Genomic DNA, 16,718 nt, shown 5'->3' with positions numbered 1-16,718 from the left:
CATGATGGGGCTCAGGCGAGGGTGCCCTTTGTCGAGGGCACGCGGCCTGCCTGCCGCGGGTCGATCTCGGTTGCCGTGCGCAGCACGCGGGCAACGGCCTTGAAGCATGTCTCGGCTATATGGTGATTGTTGGCGCCATAATGGTTGAGGATATGCAGCGTGATGCCGGCATTCTGCGCCAAGGCCTGGAAGAACTCGCGCACCAGTTCGGTGTCGAAGGTGCCGATCTTAGGCGCGCTGAAGGCGACGTTCCACACGAGGAAAGGCCGGCCCGAGAGGTCGACGGCCGCTTTCGTCATCGTCTCGTCCATGGCGAGGTCGATTGAGGCATAGCGCGTGATGCCGCGCCGGTCGCCGAGCGCCTTGGCAATGGCCTGGCCGATGGCAATGCCGGTATCTTCAACGGCATGGTGATCGTCGACATGCAGGTCGCCCTTGGTGTCGATCTCCATGTCGATCAGCGAATGTCGCGACAGCTGCTCCAGCATATGGTCGAAGAAACCGACGCCCGTCGAAATGGTCGACTTGCCGCTGCCGTCGATATTGACGGATACGGAGACCGAGGTCTCGTTGGTCTTGCGGGAAACGCTTGCCGTGCGGCTCGCTACAGTCTCTGCCATGGGCTGCTCCATCGGGATGACGGCCGTTCCTTATCAGGCACATCGGCAAATATCCAGAAGTTAAGTCTCCAATGACTTATCTAGCCGGCTTCCAAGCATCATTCCAAAATGGAAGGCATTTGCAATCGCAAAAAGCCCTCTTACATAGATCTCGACGGGGCCGAAACGCGGCCCGGCAGAAAGCCCGCCAGAATGGGGGCAAACAGGTGTTACATGACGACAATTGTGACTATTCGCAAAGGTGGCAAGGTTGTGATGGCCGGTGACGGCCAGGTCAGTCTTGGCCAGACCGTAATGAAGGGCAATGCCCGCAAGGTTCGCCGCATCGGCAAGGGCGATGTGATCGCCGGTTTCGCCGGCGCGACCGCCGATGCCTTCACGCTGCTGGAGCGGCTTGAAAAGAAGCTCGAACAATATCCCGGCCAGTTGATGCGCGCGGCCGTCGAGCTCGCCAAGGACTGGCGCACGGACAAGTATCTGCGCAATCTCGAGGCCATGATGCTGGTTGCCGACAAGAGCGTGACGCTCGCCATCACCGGTAACGGTGATGTGCTCGAGCCGGAACACGGTGCGCTGGCGATCGGCTCCGGCGGCAATTACGCGCTCGCTGCGGCGCGTGCGCTGATGGATACTGACAAATCCGCCGAGGACGTCGCCCGCCGCGCCCTCGATATCGCCGCCGACATCTGCGTCTACACCAACCATAATGTGGTGATCGAGACGCTCGATGCCGAAGCCTGAATTCCTATCTTGATCGTATCCAGCCCTGACGGGAAACACACGAAATGACCACTTTTTCCCCCCGCGAGATCGTTTCCGAACTCGACCGCTACATTGTCGGCCAGCATGAGGCCAAACGCGCCGTGGCGATTGCGCTGCGCAACCGCTGGCGCCGCCAGCAGCTCGAGCCCGATCTGCGCGACGAAGTCATGCCCAAGAACATCCTGATGATCGGCCCGACCGGCGTCGGCAAGACGGAAATCTCCCGTCGCCTCGCCAAGCTCGCCGGTGCGCCCTTCATCAAGGTGGAAGCCACCAAGTTCACCGAGGTCGGCTATGTCGGCCGCGACGTCGAACAGATCATCCGCGATCTCGTCGAAGTCGGCATCGGCCTGGTGCGTGAAAAGAAGCGCGCCGAGGTACAGGCCAAGGCGCATATGAGCGCCGAGGAACGTGTGCTCGATGCCCTGGTCGGCGCGACCGCCTCGCCGGCAACGCGCGACAGCTTCCGCAAGAAGCTGCGCGACGGCCAGCTCGACGACAAGGAAATCGATATCGAAGTGGCCGACACCGGCTCCGGCATGCCCGGCGGTTTCGAGATCCCCGGCATGCCCGGTGCCAATATCGGCGTGCTCAACCTCTCCGAAATGTTCGGCAAGGCCATGGGCGGCCGCACCAAGAAGGTCCGCACCACGGTCAAGGATTCCTATAAGGAACTGGTGCGCGACGAATCCGACAAGCTGATCGACAATGAGGCGATCCAGCGCGAAGCCGTGCGCTCCGCCGAGGATGACGGCATCGTCTTCCTCGACGAAATCGACAAGATCGCGGCCCGCGACGGTGGCATGGGTGCCGGCGTTTCGCGCGAAGGCGTGCAGCGCGACCTGCTGCCGCTGGTCGAAGGCACGACGGTTTCGACCAAGTATGGCCCGGTCAAGACCGACCATATTCTCTTCATCGCCTCCGGCGCGTTCCATGTGTCGAAGCCTTCGGATCTTCTGCCGGAATTGCAGGGCCGCCTGCCGATCCGCGTCGAGCTCCGGCCGCTGACCAAGGAGGACTTCCGCCGCATCCTGACCGAGCCGGAAGCCAGCCTCATCCGCCAGTACAAGGCGCTGATGGAGACGGAAGACCTGAAGCTCGATTTCACCGACGACGCCATCGATGCGCTCGCTGATGTCGCCGTGCATCTCAACTCCACCGTCGAGAACATCGGCGCCCGCCGTCTGCAGACGGTGATGGAGCGGGTATTGGATGAAATTTCCTACAATGCCTCGGACCGCGCCGGCGTATCGGTGACCATCGATGCCGCCTATGTCCGCGAGCATGTCGGCGACCTCGCCAACAATACCGACCTGTCGCGCTTCATTCTTTAGCGCGACCGATGCCGGCTGCGGCATCTTGAAATATTAATCACTCGACAGCGGGCCGTTAACTTTTTAGTTAGGGGCCCGTTTCTTTGTGTGACTTGGCTTTATTCGGCCAAGATTGTCCGTCAGGCAGCCGCATGGAAGCATCGGATGAAACTTCGATAGGGCAGCCATCGTGCGACGCATACTGATCCCCCTTCTTCTGGCGCTCGTCAGCCTTTCCTGGATACCGGCCTATGCCGATGCGGCGACCATGGTGCCGCCGGGCAACCGCAATGCCGAGCAGCCGGCGATCCCCGGCGCCTCCGTGCGTCGCACGAGGGGCACGAACTCGACCTTCGACCGGAAATACCAGAAGGTCCGCGAACTGCTGGCGACCGACAGCCGGCTGATGTCGAAAATCAAGTCGACGGCGCGCGCCTATGGCATCGATCCGATCCACATCATCGGCGCGCTGGTCGGCGAGCATACCTATAATGTCGATGCCTATGACGGCCTGCAGTCGTACTACGTCAAGGCCGCCTCCTATGCCGGCCAGAGTTTCCGCTTTGCCTATAGCGGCGAAAATATCGACGATTTCGTCGCCCGGCCGCAATTCGACGTCTGCAAGAGCAAAAGGGATTCCTACAGCCTCTGGACCTGCCGCGAAGATGTCTGGGACAGTGCTTTCCGAGGCAAGAAGGTCGACGGCAAATCCTTCCCCGACAATCGTTTCAGCGCGGTGTTCTTCCAGCCCTTCTATGCCGGCCAGACCTTCGGCCTCGGCCAGATCAATCCCCTGACTGCTCTGGAGCTTTCCGATCTCGTCAGCTCCACCTCGGGCATTGCGAAGCTGGACGAGAAGGATGCTAGCGGCGTCTACAAGGCGATCATGGATCCGGACCTTTCGCTCGCCTTCGTCGCCGGCTCGATCCGCAAGTCGATCGACGATTACCGCTCGATCGCCGGCATGGATATCTCCGGCAATCCCGGCCTCACGGCGACGCTCTATAATGTCGGCAATTCTCGCCAGCGCGCCGCAGCACTCGCCGCCAGGAACCGGGGCGCGAGCCAGCCGGTCTGGCCGGAAGAAAATTACTATGGATGGCTTATCAATGATAAGCTGGACGACCTGAAGTCGCTGCTCTAGACTTCGAAACTGTCGAGAAAATAAGGTTTTCGAGGAGATTTGATCTCATGGATATGATCTCGGAAGCCTTTTCTCCGCCGGCCCCGATCCCGCGCACCGTGCCGCCGTCGCGGCTGACGATCATCCGCACCATCCTGCGCAATCCGCTCGAATTATGGGGCGAACCCTCCTATACGCTGCCCTGGATCATGACGCGCTTCATTCGCGAGCGTACGTTGATTGTCAACGATCCCGGCCTGATCAAGCATGTGCTGGTCGACAATGCCGCCAATTACCGCATGTCCGATATCCGCCAGCTCATACTCCGGCCGATCCTGCGCGATGGCCTGCTGACGGCGGAAGGGCCGGTCTGGAAGCGCTCGCGCAAGGCCGTCGCCCCGGTCTTCACGCCGCGCCACGCCCAGGGCTTTGCCGGTCAGATGCTGAGCCAGAGCGAAGATTACGTCCGCAAATACGAGGATGTCGGCAGCGAGGGTGAGGTCTTCGATATCGCTGTCGATATGACCGAGCTTACCTTTGCCATTCTCGCCGAGACGCTGTTTTCCGGTGAGATCGTCACGGAAGGCGCCAGTTTCGCCGATGACGTCAACCAGCTGCTGCATCGTATGGGTCGCGTCGATCCGATGGACCTCCTGCGGGCGCCCTCCTGGGTGCCGCGCGTCACCCGCATCGGCGGCCAGAAGGTGCTCGACAAGTTTCGCGGTATCGTCCGCGATACGATGAACCTCCGCCTCGACAAGATGCGGAAGGATCGTGCGTCTGCACCCGACGACTTCCTGACGCTGCTCCTGGAAAAGACCGGCCCCGACGGCCTGACCATGGAGGAGATCGAGGACAATATCCTCACCTTCATCGGCGCCGGTCATGAGACGACGGCCCGCGCGCTCGCCTGGACGCTCTACTGCGTCGCCAATTGCCCGCATATTCGTGAGGCCATGGAGACGGAAATCGACCGGGTGCTTGCCACCGGCGCCGAGCCCGTCGCCTGGCTTGACCTGATGCCGAATGTCCGCGCCTCCTTCGAGGAGGCGATGCGCCTCTATCCGCCGGCCCCCTCTATCAACCGCGCCTCCATCGCCGATGATGAATGGACAAGCCCCAGTGGCGAGCGTGTCGAGATCCCGGCCGGGGTCACGGTGCTGATCATGCCCTGGACGCTCCATCGTCACGCGCTTTATTGGGATAAGCCGCGCGCCTTCATGCCCGAACGCTTCCTTCCGGAGAATCGCGGCAAGATCAACCGCTTCCAGTACCTGCCCTTCGGTGCCGGCCCGCGCGTCTGCATCGGCGCCACCTTCGCCCTGCAGGAGGCCGTCATCGCCCTTGCCGTGATGATGCACCGCTTCCGCTTCGATCTCACTGACGAGACCAATCCATGGCCGGTGCAGAAACTGACGACACAGCCGCAAGGCGGACTGCCGATGCGGGTAACGAGACGGTAGGATTGTTTTTGCCGCTTCGCAGCTAGCGGGCCAGGCGGGAAGGGTGCAATAACAGGTCACCTTCCGTTCAAAAGGTTAGATATTAGCGTGACATCTCACTTCCTGCTCGGCATCGACACGGGTGGAACCTATACCGATGCCGTTCTCTTTCATGAAATCGATGGCATCGTCGCCAAGGCGAAGTCGCTGACTACGCGGCATGATCTGGCCGTCGGCATTGCCGGCGCCGTCGATACGGTCATCGCCAAGGCCGGTGTTCCGGTTTCCGCCATCGGCCTGGTATCGCTGTCAACGACGCTTGCCACCAATGCGCTGGTCGAAGGACAGGGTGGCCGCGCCGGGCTGGTGATGATCGGCTTCGGGCCTGATGATCTGAAGCGCGATGGCCTGGTCGATGCGTTAGGATCCGATCCCGTGCTGTTCCTGCCCGGCGGGCACAATGTCCACGGCAATGAGAGCCCGCTCGATCTGACGGCCTTGGAAGAGGCTCTACCGGAGCTTTCGAAGAATGTTTCGTCCTTCGCTATCGCCGGCTATTTCGCTGTGCGGAATCCGGCGCATGAAATCCGTGTGCGCGATGCCATTCGCGAGCTGTCGCATCTGCCGGTTACCTGCAGCCACGAACTCTCCTCCAAGCTCGGCGGTCCGCGCCGGGCGCTGACGACGTTGCTCAATGCGCGCCTTGTCTCGATGATCGACCGGCTGGTCGGCGCCTGTGAAGGGTTTCTCGCCGCGCGCGGCATCTCGGCGCCAATGATGGTGGTGCGCGGCGACGGTGCGCTGATCTCGGCCGCTGAAGCCAAGCTCCGCCCGATCGAAACCATCCTCTCCGGTCCGGCGGCAAGCCTTGTCGGCGCGCGCTACTTGACCGGTCTCGACAATGCCGTGGTGTCCGATATCGGCGGCACCACCACCGATGTCGCCGTCATGGAGGCCGGCCGGCCGCGGCTCGATGCCGATGGCGCCGTGGTTGGCGGTTATCGCACCATGGTCGAAGCGGTTGCCATGCGTACCTATGGGCTCGGCGGCGATTCCGAGGTGAAGATCAACGATCGCGGCCTTGTCGCCGGCTTCGAGCTTGGGCCGCGCCGCCTGCTGCCGCTCAGCCTTGTCGCCCATACGCACAGCGAGAGCATCATTGCCGTGCTGGAACAGCAGCTGCGCGCGCCGCATCTCGGCCGCAACGCCGGCCGCTTTGCCGTGCGTACCGGTGTGCCGGATCATCTGGCAAGCGGGCTCACACCGCTGGAACAGGCGCTGTTCGACAAGATCGGTGCCGCGCCCCTGGCCCTCGACCAACTTCTGACCTCGACCTCGCAGAAGGCGACGCTGGATCGGCTGGTGGCGCGCGGTCTCGTGCACCTTAGCGGCCTGACGCCATCGGATGCCATGCATGTGCTCGGCCGGCAGAGCCAGTGGAACGGGGAAGCCGCGCGGCTCGGCCTCGCGCTGGCAATGCGGATGAAGGACGGTTCCGGTCGCCCGATCGCGGCATCCGTGGAGGAACTGGCACAAAAGATCGTCGATCGGCTGACCCGCCAGTCCGCCGATGTCATTCTGGCCGCCTGCCTTGCCGAGGATGGCGTTGCCGATCTCGATCCGGCCAAGTCGATCTCGATCGATCGCGCTCTTCGTCGTGCCCCGGGCATCGCCCGTTTTGCCGTTTCGCTCGATCGTCCCCTGGTCGGCCTCGGCGCTTCCGCTCCGGTCTATTATCCCGCCATCGCCGCGATGCTGGCGAGCGAGAGCGCCATCCCTGCTGATTCAGATGTCGCCAACGCCATCGGCGCTGTTGTCGGCCAGGTCCGCACCAGCGCCACCGTCTTCGTCACCATGCCGGAGGACGGCATCTATGTGCTGAACGGCGCTGGCGAGACCTTGCGGTTTACCGACGAAGAGAAGAGTTTCTCCATGGCGCGGGAACGGTCGATCGCGGTCGCGATGGCGCAGGCACGGCTGAACGGTGCCGTCGATCCGGTCATTGCCGTGGATGAGCAGGTCGATGCGCCGGAGGTCGAGGGCAATCGCAAGCTGATCGAAGCTCGCTTTATCGCGACGGCCAGCGGCAGGCCGCGAATCGCCGTGGATTGATTGTTTCCAAAATTGCATAAATCTTTCGAACTATTGCCAAATTGACGGAAGGCGAAACCGCCCGCAAAGTGGCACCATGTCAGAATTGAGCCGTTGAACGGCCGTGAGGAGTTGAGTGTATGAGCCGCATCGAGAAAAACGGGCTTCAGATCGAACCGGTCCTGTATGATTTCCTCGTCAAGGAGGCCCTGCCGGGCTCCGGCGTCGACGCGGATACCTTCTTTGCCGGTTTCTCGGCGATCGTCCATGACCTTGCTCCGAAGAACCGCGAGCTGCTTGCCAAGCGCGACCGGATGCAGGCGGCGATAGACGATTGGTATCGCAAGAACGGCGCACCGGCGGATCTCGCCGCCTACGAAGCCTTCCTGCGCGAGATCGGCTACATCATTCCCGAAGGCCCGGCCTTCACGGTTTCGACCGCCAATGTCGACACCGAAATCGCCTCCATCGCCGGCCCGCAGCTCGTCGTTCCCGTCATGAACGCCCGCTATGCACTGAACGCCGCCAATGCGCGCTGGGGTTCGCTCTATGATGCGCTCTACGGCACCGACGCCATCCCCGAAACTGATGGCGCCGAGAAGGGCAAAGGCTACAATCCGAAGCGCGGCGAGAAGGTCATCGCCTGGGTGCGCGATTTCCTCGACGCTGCTGTGCCGCTTAGCGATGCCAGCTGGAAGGACGTCACGGGCTTTGCCGTTAAGGGTGGAGTTCTGGCGATTGCGACGAAGAGCGGCACTGTCGCTCTTACCGACGAAAGGCATTTCGCCGGTTATCTCGGCGATGTCGCTGCACCCTCACATATTCTCCTGAAGAACAATGGCATCCATATCGAGATCGTCCTCGATCCAAGTACTGATATCGGCAAGGTCGATCCGGCGCATATTTCCGATGTCCGGTTGGAATCAGCGATCACCACGATCATGGACTGCGAAGATTCCATCGCCGCCGTCGATGCCGAGGACAAGGCGGAGGTCTATCGCAACTGGCTCGGCCTGATGAAGGGCGACCTGACGGAGGAAGTCGCCAAGGGCGGCAAGACCTTCACGCGCCGCCTCAATCCCGATGTGACCTATACGGCACCCGATGGTGCCAGCTTCGAGCTGCATTGCCGCTCGCTGATGCTGATACGCAATGTCGGTCACCTGATGACCAATCCGGCGATCCTCGACCGTGACGGCAACGAAGTGCCGGAAGGCATCATGGATGCCATGATCACCGGTCTGATCGCGCTTTATGACGTCGGCCCCAAAGGCCGCCGCAAGAATTCCCGCGCCGGCTCGATGTATGTCGTCAAGCCGAAGATGCATGGGCCGGAAGAAGTCGCCTTCGCCGTCGAGATCTTCTCGCGGGTCGAAGACGTGCTCGGCATGCCGCGCAACACCATCAAGATGGGCATCATGGACGAGGAGCGCCGCACCACGGTCAACCTCAAGGAAGCCATCCGCGCCGCCAGCGAGCGCGTCGTCTTCATCAATACCGGCTTCCTTGATCGCACCGGCGACGAGATCCATACCTCGATGGAAGCCGGCCCGATGATCCGCAAGGGCGACATGAAGCAGGCCGCCTGGATCGCGGCCTACGAGAACTGGAACGTCGATATCGGCCTGGAATGCGGCCTTTCCGGCCATGCGCAGATCGGCAAGGGCATGTGGGCCATGCCGGACCTGATGGCGGCGATGCTGGAACAGAAGATCGCCCATCCAAAAGCCGGCGCCAACACCGCCTGGGTGCCGTCGCCGACGGCCGCGACACTGCATGCCATGCATTATCACAAGGTCAATGTTGCCAATGTCCAGCAGACCCTGAAGAGCCGCGTCCGCGCCAAGCTTTCCGATATCCTCTCCGTGCCGGTCGCCTCGCGCCCGAACTGGACGCCGGAAGAGATCCAGCACGAGATCGACAATAATTGCCAGGGCATCCTCGGCTATGTCGTCCGTTGGGTCGATCAGGGCGTCGGCTGCTCGAAGGTGCCGGATATCAACAATATCGGCCTGATGGAGGATCGTGCCACGCTGCGCATCTCGGCGCAGCACATGGCCAACTGGCTGCACCACAAGGTCATCACCGAGGCGCAGATTGTTGAGACGATGAAGCGCATGGCCACCGTGGTCGACCAGCAGAATGCCGGTGACCCGCTCTACATCGCCATGGCCGGCAATTTCGATGGCTCGGTTGCCTTCCAGGCCGCGCTCGAGCTCGTGCTCAAAGGCCGCGAACAGCCGAACGGCTATACCGAGCCGGTCCTGCACCGCCGCCGCATCGAACTGAAGGCGAAGCAGGCCGTATAGGCCTGCGTCCACCATTCGGGTACAAACAAAAAGGCCGCCGGATCGATATCCGGCGGCCTTTTCAAATTCCGATTGCCAGCAATTACTGGATCACGACGACCTTGGTGCTGTGACCCGGCAGAACGCGGCTGTAGAGATCGATGACGTCCTGGTTGATCAGACGGATGCAGCCCGAGGAAGCAGCGGTTCCGATCGAGGCCCATTCCGGCGTGCCGTGCAGGCGGAACAGCGTGTCCTGGCCCTTTTCATTGTAGAGATACATGGCGCGGGCACCGAGCGGGTTCGAGAGACCCGGGTTCATGCCGCCGTCGACATATTTCGCGATTTCCGGACGGCGCACTGCCATTTCTTTCGGCGGATGCCAAGTCGGCCATTCCTGCTTCCAGGCGACATAGGCGGTGCCGGACCAGGAGAAACCCTGCTTGCCGACGCCGATGCCGTAGCGCATCGCTTCGCCGTTGCCGAGGATATAATAGAGATGGCGCTCGCGCGTGTTGACGATGATCGTGCCTTCAGCCTCATTGGACTGGTAGGCCACGATCTGGCGGCGGAACTGCGGCTTCACCTTCTGGATCGGGATCGCCGGCAGCTGGTAGCCGTTGTCACTGATCACGCCGTAATCACCATCGAAGGACTTTACGGTCTCGGTTGCGGAATTGGCTGTGGCGGTCGGCGTGGCTGCGGCCGTGGTGGCATAGCCAGCCATAGCGAGCGTCGCGACGAGGCCCAGTGCGGTGATAGCATTGCGGGTGAGCATGGAAGTCTCTTGGTGCGTTGTGGCAGGGAATGGGATGGTATTCACCATCTTTGAATATGGTTTATTTTCCATTAAACTTTGCTTTGCAAGCGGCAGCGCTCCTAGTTCAATGGCGCTGCTGCGCAAATTAAAGGGACATGGCTTTTTTGCAACGTTTCTTGCCGGTTCCCGAGGCAATTCATGACGATTTTGAATGTTTACAATAATAATCCGTTAATAGATGGCCGCCAGTCGGAACGGGCGATGCTTGTACGTCGGGGCGTGCAACTATTACTGCATGAGATGCGTCACGCCATCTTGCCGGAGTTGCCGCTCGCAAGCGGCCGCCGGGCCGATCTCATCACCCTGTCGGAAAAGGGCGAGATCTGGATCATCGAGATCAAGACCTCGATCGAGGACTTCCGCGTCGATCGCAAATGGCCGGATTATCGTCAGCATTGCGACCGCCTGTTCTTCGCGACCCATAAGGACGTGCCGCTCGATATCTTCCCCGAAGATTGCGGGCTGTTCCTGTCGGACGGCTATGGCGCGCATATGATCCGCGAGGCGCCCGAGCATCGCTTGGCTCCGGCGACGCGCAAGTCGGTGACGCTGAACTTCTCCCGCGCCGCCGCCCAGCGGCTGTTATTGGCCGAATGGGCGACGGGCAAGGATTTTTCACCTGAATGATGGTTATTTCGGCGCGCGCTTGGCGAGGATGCGTTGCAGTGTGCGGCGATGCATGTTGAGGCGGCGGGCCGTTTCGGAAACGTTGCGCTCGCACATTTCGTAGACGCGCTGAATATGCTCCCAGCGAACCCGATCCGCCGACATCGGATTTTCCGGCACTTCGGCCTTTTCGCCCGGCCGCTGCGTCAGCGCCGCATAGACATCGTCCGCGTCAGCCGGCTTGGCGAGATAATCGAGCGCGCCGAGCTTCACAGCGGTAACCGCCGTTGCTATATTGCCGTAGCCGGTCAGGACGACGATATGTGTGTCGTCGCGCCGCTGCCGGATCGCCTCGATGACCTCGAGGCCGGTGCCGTCGCCGAGGCGAAGGTCGACGACGGCATATTTTGGTGGAGTGACCTTGGATTTGGCGACGCCTTCCGCCACTGATTCCGCCGTCTCGACCGTGAAGCCGCGCGTCTCCATGGCGCGCGCCAGACGGCGCAGAAAGGGTCCGTCGTCATCGACGATCAGCAATGTCGCATCCGGGCCGATATGGTCCGCAATATCCTTGGCCCCAGCGTGGGGATCGGCAAGCTCTTTATCCGTCATCATCTTCAATCCCGGCGGCATCCCGCCTGCACAAGTCCTACTGATTTTAACGACCGGTGTTTTAAGCCGTGAAACTCATTTTGTCGAATTACTGTCGATCAAAACGCGCGGCCATTCGACGCGGATACGGGCGCCCGGCGTCTCCGGATCGCGATTGCCGAAGGAAATGGCCGCGCCCGAGCGTTCCAGCAGGGTCTTGGCAATGAACAGTCCAAGCCCGAGGCCGCCGGCCGTGTCGTCGCGCTGCCGCGTCGTGACGTAGGGCTCGCCGATCCGCGTCAGGATGTCGGGTGCATAGCCGTTGCCGTCGTCCTCGATGATGATGATGAGCAAGGCCGGGTCGTACTCCACCGTGACGGTCACGGTCTTGCGCGCATAATCGACGGCATTTTCAATGAGATTGCCGAGCCCGTACATGATGCCGGCATTGCGGTTGAGCACCGGTTCGCCGGCCCTCGGGCTCTTTTCGATCAGCTCCAGTTTTATACCGAATTCCCGATGCGGCGCGATGACCTCTTCCATCATCGACGACAGCGTCAGTCGTCGCATATGCGCCTCGTCTTCGGCCGACAGCGTCGTCAGCCGCCGCAGGATATCCCGGCAGCGTTCGCTCTGGCTGCGCAGCAGCGCCACGTCCTCGCGGAAGCGGTCGTCCTCTTTGAGTTCGCGCTCCATCTCCTTGGCAACGACGCTGATGGTCGCAAGCGGCGTGCCGAGCTCATGGGCAGCGGCCGCCGCCAGCCCGTCTAGCTGCGACAGATGCTTTTCCCGCTGCAATACCAGTTCCGTCGCCGCCAGCGCATCGGCGAGCTGCGATGCCTCCATGGAGACGCGATAGGCATAGAAGGCGGCAAAGGCCATGGTCGAGGCAATCGAGCACCACACGCCGAGCTGCATGACGCTATGGACGTTCACTTCGACGCCGCCATACCAGGGCAGGGGAAAGGGCGAAAAGGCAAGACCGGTGATGCAGATCATCGCCAGCACGATCAGCACCATGCTGTAGCGGATCGGCTGCGAGGCAAACGAGATAATGACCGGCACGCAGACCAGCGCCGAGAACGGATTGGCAAGTCCGCCGGTAATCAACAGCAGCCCACAGAGTTGCAGAAGGTCAAGGCCGAGCAGTGCAAAGGCGGCCGGCGGCTCCAGCCGGTGCGTCGGCGGGTAACGCAGGGTCAGGAAGAAGTTGATCCAGGCAAGGCAGGCGATCAGCACGCAGCAGGCCAATAGCGGCATCGGAAATTTCAGCCAGAAGGCGACGATCATCACCGTTGCCGTCTGGCCGCCGACCGCGAGCCAGCGCAGGCGCACCAATGTCTGCAATCTCAGCCGCCGGCTGGTGTGATAATCGTCCTGCAGCTTGGCGTCCGCGATCGCGATCTTGTCCAATCCTCTGAAGAAACTGGCCATGTTCAGGTTCCCCTCGGCTTGGTTCGTGTCGTCGGCGAGGCCTCCGCCGGATCTTCCGGCCAGGGGTGCCTCGGATAGCGCCCGCGCATGTCGGCGCGCACGTCTTTCCACGATCCCGCCCAGAAACCCGGCAGGTCGCGCGTCGTCTGGATGGGCCGGTGTGCCGGCGACGTCAGCTCCAGCACCAGCGGCAAGCGACCGCCGCCGATCGTCGGATGCTGCTTCAGCCCGAAGAGTTCCTGTACGCGAATCGTCAACAGCGGCTCCTCTCCTTCATATTGGATCGGGTGACGCTGACCGGTCGGTGCCTCGAAATGCGTCGGCGCCATCCGGCCAAGGTCGCGTTGCAGCTCGTGCGGCACCAGCGACATCAATCCATTGGAGAGCCCACCGAGGGAAATATCGGAAAGGCCGCGCGCATCCGTCTGGAAGGGCGTGAACCAGTCTTCGAGCCGCAAGAGCAGGGCGTCATCGCTGACATCGGGCCAGGGCTCGCCGATCGTACGGTGTAGGAAGTCGATCCGGTCCCGCAATTGATTTGCGTCCTTGGAAAACGGCAGCACGCCGATCCCGAGCTCGCGAATGCCCTCGGCCAAGGCTCTTGCTGCCTTTTCCCCCGATGGGCGCGGCAAGGGTGTCTCTTCAAAGATGATGGCGCCGAGCCGGGTGACGCGGCGCGCGCGCACCTGCCGGCTCGCCTTGTCGAAGACGCTTTGGTCTTCCGTGCGGATTTCGCCCGGCAGATGCTCTTCGACATCCCCCCGCGAAATCTCGGACGCGGCCAGGATACGGGCTTGCGCGGCCCGGCCGGTCAGATCGGCGATCACCAGCATCTGCGAGCCGGCCAGCCGCTCCGTCTCCGGCAGTTCGGCGCCTCGCCCGTTCGCCATGACGAAGCGCCCACGGCCGCCGCGCTGCAGGGCAATGCGATCCGGGAAAGCATGCAGCAACAGGGAGCCGGCCAATATCGGCGCACCCGCAGTCGTGGTCTTGCCGCCGCCTGCCGCCATCGCCAGCCTTCCGGCCAGTCGGCGCGCCGCCTCGGCCCGCTCGCCCTTTTCCGTCTTGAACCGCCTGAGTCGTTCTTCCAGATCGACGCTCGCCCCCCCTAGTCCCTGTTCCGTCAGCAACACGGCGAGCATTGCAGCCTCTCGCGCCTGGCCGAATTCCGCTGCCGAGATCACCATGGCCGACAGCCGGGGCGGCAAGGCCAGATCGCGCATCAGCTTCCCGCGCGTCGTTAAGCCGTTCTCGGCGTCCAGCGCCCCCAGCTGCCGCAGCAGCACGCGCGCCTCATTGAGTGTGGTTGCCGGCGGCTGATCGACAAAGGCAAGCGTGGCGGGGTCCTGCACGCCCCAATGGGCAAGATCGAGCGCTAGCCCTGAGAGATCGCTGGAGAGGATCTGCGGCGGCGTGAAGGCCGGCAGCGCTGCCGTCTGGCCGGGATGCCACAGCCGGATCGCAGTGCCGGGCTCGGTTCGTCCGGCACGGCCGGCCCGCTGGTCTGCGGAGGCTCGCGATACGCGTACCGTCTCCAGCCGGGTGATGCCGGTCGAGGCCTCGAAGACGGGTAACCGCTGCAGGCCGCTGTCGATGATGATCCTGACGCCGTCGATGGTGATGGAGGTCTCGGCGATTGAGGTCGCCAGCACCACCTTGCGCGTGCCCTTGGGCGCCGGGCGGATCGCCGCGTCCTGCTCCTTCTGACCGAGATTGCCATAAAGCGGCGCAATGACCGTCTCCGATGGCAATCGGTTTTCAAGCCTTTCGACCGTACGGGTGATTTCCGCCTGTCCCGGCAGAAAGGCGAGGATCGAGCCCTGTTCCGTCGCATGCGCGTCGAGGATCGCCCGTGTCACCGTATCCTCGATCCGCTCTCCGGCCGGCCGGTCCTGATGGCGGATGTCGATCGGAAAACCGCGGCCCATGCTTTCGATCACAGGTGGATGGTTAAGCAGCACTGCTACCCGTTCGACATCAAGCGTCGCCGACATCACCAGGATACGCAGATCCTCGCATAGGGCCGATTGCACGTCGAGCGCCAGCGCCAGGCCGAAATCCGCATCCAGTGATCGCTCGTGGAATTCATCGAAGATGACGGTGGAGACGCCGGCAAGTTCGGGATCGTCGAGAATCATCCGCGCGAACACGCCCTCGGTCACCACTTCGATGCGCGTCTTTGCCGAAATGCGATTGTCGAGCCGCATCCGGTAGCCGACGGTACCACCAACCTCTTCGCCGAGCAGTGAGGCCATGCGCGCCGCCGCCGCCCTTGCCGCCAGCCGTCGTGGTTCCAGCAGGATGATCTTGCCGTCGCCGCGCCAGCTCTGGCCCAACAGGTAAAGCGGCACCAGCGTCGTCTTGCCAGCGCCGGGCGGTGCGGACAGCACCGCGCGCCGCTCTCGGCCAAGGGCCGTGCCGATATCGGCCAGCACATGCGAGACCGGCAGCTCGGGCAGCGGAGGCGTCATGGATGTCACGCCTGCCTGCCCCGCGCATATTCATAGGCCAGAATTGCGCCGGCGAGATCCTCGAGTGCCGCGCCCACCGATTTGAACAGGGTGATGTCGGCGTCGTTCGCGCGTCCCGACTTTGTTTCGCGAACGAGCTCGCTGAGTTCGGCGCGGATGGCATCCTCCGTCAGCACGCCGCTCTTCAACGGCTGCACGATATCGCCGGCTTCCTTCATAGCGCCGGCGCGCGTATCGACGAAAACCTCTGCGCGTCGGATCGCGGCGTCGTCGGTCTCGCGCATGTCCGGCTTGAAACCGCCGACGAGATCGAGATGCGCGCCGGGCTTCAGCCATTCGCCCTTGATCAGGGGCGTGCTCGACAATGTCCCGCAGGAAATGATGTCGGCGCTGCGGGCGGCGGACTCGAGATCGGTGACGGCGATGACATCCAGACCAAGAGCCCGCGCTTGGCCGGCGATGTCTGCCGCCTTGTCGTGATCGCGGCCCCATATGCCGATCCGCTTCAGGCTCCGTCCTTCGGCATGCGCCTGGATCAGATTGAGCGACAGCCGCCCCGACCCACAGACCAGCAGCTTCTCGGCATCCGTGCGCGCAAGATAGCGCGCCGCCAGCGCCGAAGTGGCCGCTGTGCGTCGTGCCGTCAGCTCGCCGCCGTCGATTACCGCCAGCATCTCACCGGTCTTGCCGGAGGACAGCAGATAGGTGCCGAAGATCGCCGGCAGGGCGCGGGTGGCATTATCGGGAAAGACCGAGACCATCTTTACGCCCATATATTGTCCCGGCAGCCAGGCTGGCATCAAAAGCAGGGTCGCTTCGCTTTCGCCCGGCACCTCCATATCATGGTGATGCCTGACCGGCATGACGCAGTCGCCGGTAAACATGGAGGCGATCGCCTCGATCAGTGCCGGCCAGGCCAGCGCCGTACGTGTCTGCTCTTCATTAAGGACCAGCATTGTCCGCTCCTCTATTGCTTGGGACTTTCTATTAGGTCTTAGCTGAGAAACTGGCAATTGGCGGCGCTGACCGGCGGTGTATTCGGTAGGGAAACCCGATTCCGCAATCTTCGTCCTTTATAGGAAGGTGGATTCCCCGATGACTCGTAAAATGAATCCGAAAAAGCCCGCTTAAGAGGACGATTTTCACTGCCATTCAAT

Annotated in this window: 14 protein-coding genes; 8 read left to right on the top strand and 6 right to left on the bottom strand. The window is 62.3% G+C overall.

Annotated features, from left to right (window positions below; translation table 11 throughout):
- Positions 1-11 precede the first annotated feature (11 nt).
- Complete coding sequence (gene hisB, locus RRH01S_RS25550) at positions 12-620, bottom strand: imidazoleglycerol-phosphate dehydratase HisB (protein WP_007698539.1); 609 nt, start codon at positions 618-620, stop codon at positions 12-14.
- 213 nt (positions 621-833) lie between these two features.
- On the opposite strand from hisB, the gene hslV reads away from it, so the two are divergent.
- The 6 genes from hslV (at position 834) to RRH01S_RS25520 (ending at position 9,660) form a co-directional block, all read left to right on the top strand.
- Positions 834-1,361, top strand: coding sequence for an ATP-dependent protease subunit HslV (gene hslV, locus RRH01S_RS25545; RefSeq protein ID WP_007698536.1), 528 nt, complete (start codon positions 834-836; stop codon positions 1,359-1,361).
- 44 nt (positions 1,362-1,405) lie between these two features.
- Complete coding sequence (gene hslU / locus RRH01S_RS25540) at positions 1,406-2,716, top strand: ATP-dependent protease ATPase subunit HslU (RefSeq protein ID WP_007698531.1); 1,311 nt, start codon at positions 1,406-1,408, stop codon at positions 2,714-2,716.
- A 169-nt stretch (positions 2,717-2,885) separates the two neighbouring features.
- Positions 2,886-3,839 (top strand): DUF1402 family protein, encoded by a 954-nt coding sequence (locus RRH01S_RS25535; RefSeq protein WP_007698529.1) that lies wholly within the window; start codon positions 2,886-2,888, stop codon positions 3,837-3,839.
- 47 nt (positions 3,840-3,886) lie between these two features.
- Positions 3,887-5,281, top strand: coding sequence for a cytochrome P450 (locus RRH01S_RS25530; protein ID WP_042475134.1), 1,395 nt, complete (start codon positions 3,887-3,889; stop codon positions 5,279-5,281).
- Between the two features lie 87 nt (positions 5,282-5,368).
- Positions 5,369-7,372: a hydantoinase/oxoprolinase N-terminal domain-containing protein gene (locus tag RRH01S_RS25525; protein WP_042475129.1), complete on the top strand. Its 2,004-nt coding sequence runs from the start codon at positions 5,369-5,371 to the stop codon at positions 7,370-7,372.
- Positions 7,373-7,491: 119 nt separating this feature from the next.
- Entirely contained in the window at positions 7,492-9,660 is a 2,169-nt protein-coding gene (locus RRH01S_RS25520) for a malate synthase G (protein ID WP_042475126.1), read from the top strand.
- Positions 9,661-9,742: 82 nt separating this feature from the next.
- Here the strand turns inward: RRH01S_RS25520 and RRH01S_RS25515 are convergent, their stop codons facing one another.
- Positions 9,743-10,417, bottom strand: a complete 675-nt coding sequence (locus tag RRH01S_RS25515; protein ID WP_007698520.1) for a L,D-transpeptidase — start codon at positions 10,415-10,417, stop codon at positions 9,743-9,745.
- Positions 10,418-10,451: 34 nt separating this feature from the next.
- Here RRH01S_RS25515 and RRH01S_RS34525 point away from each other — a divergent pair, with 34 nt between their 5' ends.
- Positions 10,452-10,601: a hypothetical protein gene (locus RRH01S_RS34525; protein WP_153510757.1), complete on the top strand. Its 150-nt coding sequence runs from the start codon at positions 10,452-10,454 to the stop codon at positions 10,599-10,601.
- Positions 10,598-11,086: an MmcB family DNA repair protein gene (locus tag RRH01S_RS25510; RefSeq protein WP_007698517.1), complete on the top strand. Its 489-nt coding sequence runs from the start codon at positions 10,598-10,600 to the stop codon at positions 11,084-11,086. Before RRH01S_RS34525 ends, RRH01S_RS25510 begins: the two co-directional genes overlap by 4 nt.
- Before the next feature lie 3 nt (positions 11,087-11,089).
- On the opposite strand, the gene RRH01S_RS25505 is transcribed toward RRH01S_RS25510, so the two are convergent.
- The 4 genes from RRH01S_RS25505 to lhpI form a co-directional block, all read right to left on the bottom strand.
- Positions 11,090-11,677 (bottom strand): ActR/PrrA/RegA family redox response regulator transcription factor, encoded by a 588-nt coding sequence (locus RRH01S_RS25505; protein WP_012650667.1) that lies wholly within the window; start codon positions 11,675-11,677, stop codon positions 11,090-11,092.
- Between the two features lie 75 nt (positions 11,678-11,752).
- Positions 11,753-13,090, bottom strand: coding sequence for an ActS/PrrB/RegB family redox-sensitive histidine kinase (locus RRH01S_RS25500; RefSeq protein WP_007698495.1), 1,338 nt, complete (start codon positions 13,088-13,090; stop codon positions 11,753-11,755).
- A gap of 2 nt (positions 13,091-13,092) precedes the next feature.
- Complete coding sequence (gene hrpB, locus RRH01S_RS25495) at positions 13,093-15,561, bottom strand: ATP-dependent helicase HrpB (protein WP_042475123.1); 2,469 nt, start codon at positions 15,559-15,561, stop codon at positions 13,093-13,095.
- Positions 15,562-15,566: 5 nt separating this feature from the next.
- Positions 15,567-16,517, bottom strand: coding sequence for a bifunctional Delta(1)-pyrroline-2-carboxylate/Delta(1)-piperideine-2-carboxylate reductase (gene lhpI / locus RRH01S_RS25490; RefSeq protein WP_007698488.1), 951 nt, complete (start codon positions 16,515-16,517; stop codon positions 15,567-15,569).
- Positions 16,518-16,718 lie beyond the last annotated feature (201 nt).

The organism is Rhizobium rhizogenes NBRC 13257, assembly GCF_000696095.1.
GTDB classification, from domain to species: domain Bacteria; phylum Pseudomonadota; class Alphaproteobacteria; order Rhizobiales; family Rhizobiaceae; genus Rhizobium; species Rhizobium rhizogenes.
This window is presented reverse-complemented; position numbering and strand designations above follow the sequence as displayed.

What these genes read in the sequence shown, in the direction of transcription:
- hisB (WP_007698539.1), bottom strand. Translation starts at nt 620, where the DNA reads ATGGCAGAGACTGTAGCGAGCCGCACGGCAAGCGTTTCCCGCAAGACC.
- hslV (WP_007698536.1), top strand. Translation starts at nt 834, where the DNA reads ATGACGACAATTGTGACTATTCGCAAAGGTGGCAAGGTTGTGATGGCC.
- hslU (WP_007698531.1), top strand. Translation starts at nt 1,406, where the DNA reads ATGACCACTTTTTCCCCCCGCGAGATCGTTTCCGAACTCGACCGCTAC.
- RRH01S_RS25530 (WP_042475134.1), top strand. Translation starts at nt 3,887, where the DNA reads ATGGATATGATCTCGGAAGCCTTTTCTCCGCCGGCCCCGATCCCGCGC.
- RRH01S_RS25520 (WP_042475126.1), top strand. Translation starts at nt 7,492, where the DNA reads ATGAGCCGCATCGAGAAAAACGGGCTTCAGATCGAACCGGTCCTGTAT.
- RRH01S_RS25515 (WP_007698520.1), bottom strand. Translation starts at nt 10,417, where the DNA reads ATGCTCACCCGCAATGCTATCACCGCACTGGGCCTCGTCGCGACGCTC.
- RRH01S_RS34525 (WP_153510757.1), top strand. Translation starts at nt 10,452, where the DNA reads ATGGTATTCACCATCTTTGAATATGGTTTATTTTCCATTAAACTTTGC.
- RRH01S_RS25510 (WP_007698517.1), top strand. Translation starts at nt 10,598, where the DNA reads ATGACGATTTTGAATGTTTACAATAATAATCCGTTAATAGATGGCCGC.
- RRH01S_RS25505 (WP_012650667.1), bottom strand. Translation starts at nt 11,677, where the DNA reads ATGACGGATAAAGAGCTTGCCGATCCCCACGCTGGGGCCAAGGATATT.
- RRH01S_RS25500 (WP_007698495.1), bottom strand. Translation starts at nt 13,090, where the DNA reads ATGGCCAGTTTCTTCAGAGGATTGGACAAGATCGCGATCGCGGACGCC.
- hrpB (WP_042475123.1), bottom strand. Translation starts at nt 15,561, where the DNA reads ATGACGCCTCCGCTGCCCGAGCTGCCGGTCTCGCATGTGCTGGCCGAT.
- lhpI (WP_007698488.1), bottom strand. Translation starts at nt 16,517, where the DNA reads ATGCTGGTCCTTAATGAAGAGCAGACACGTACGGCGCTGGCCTGGCCG.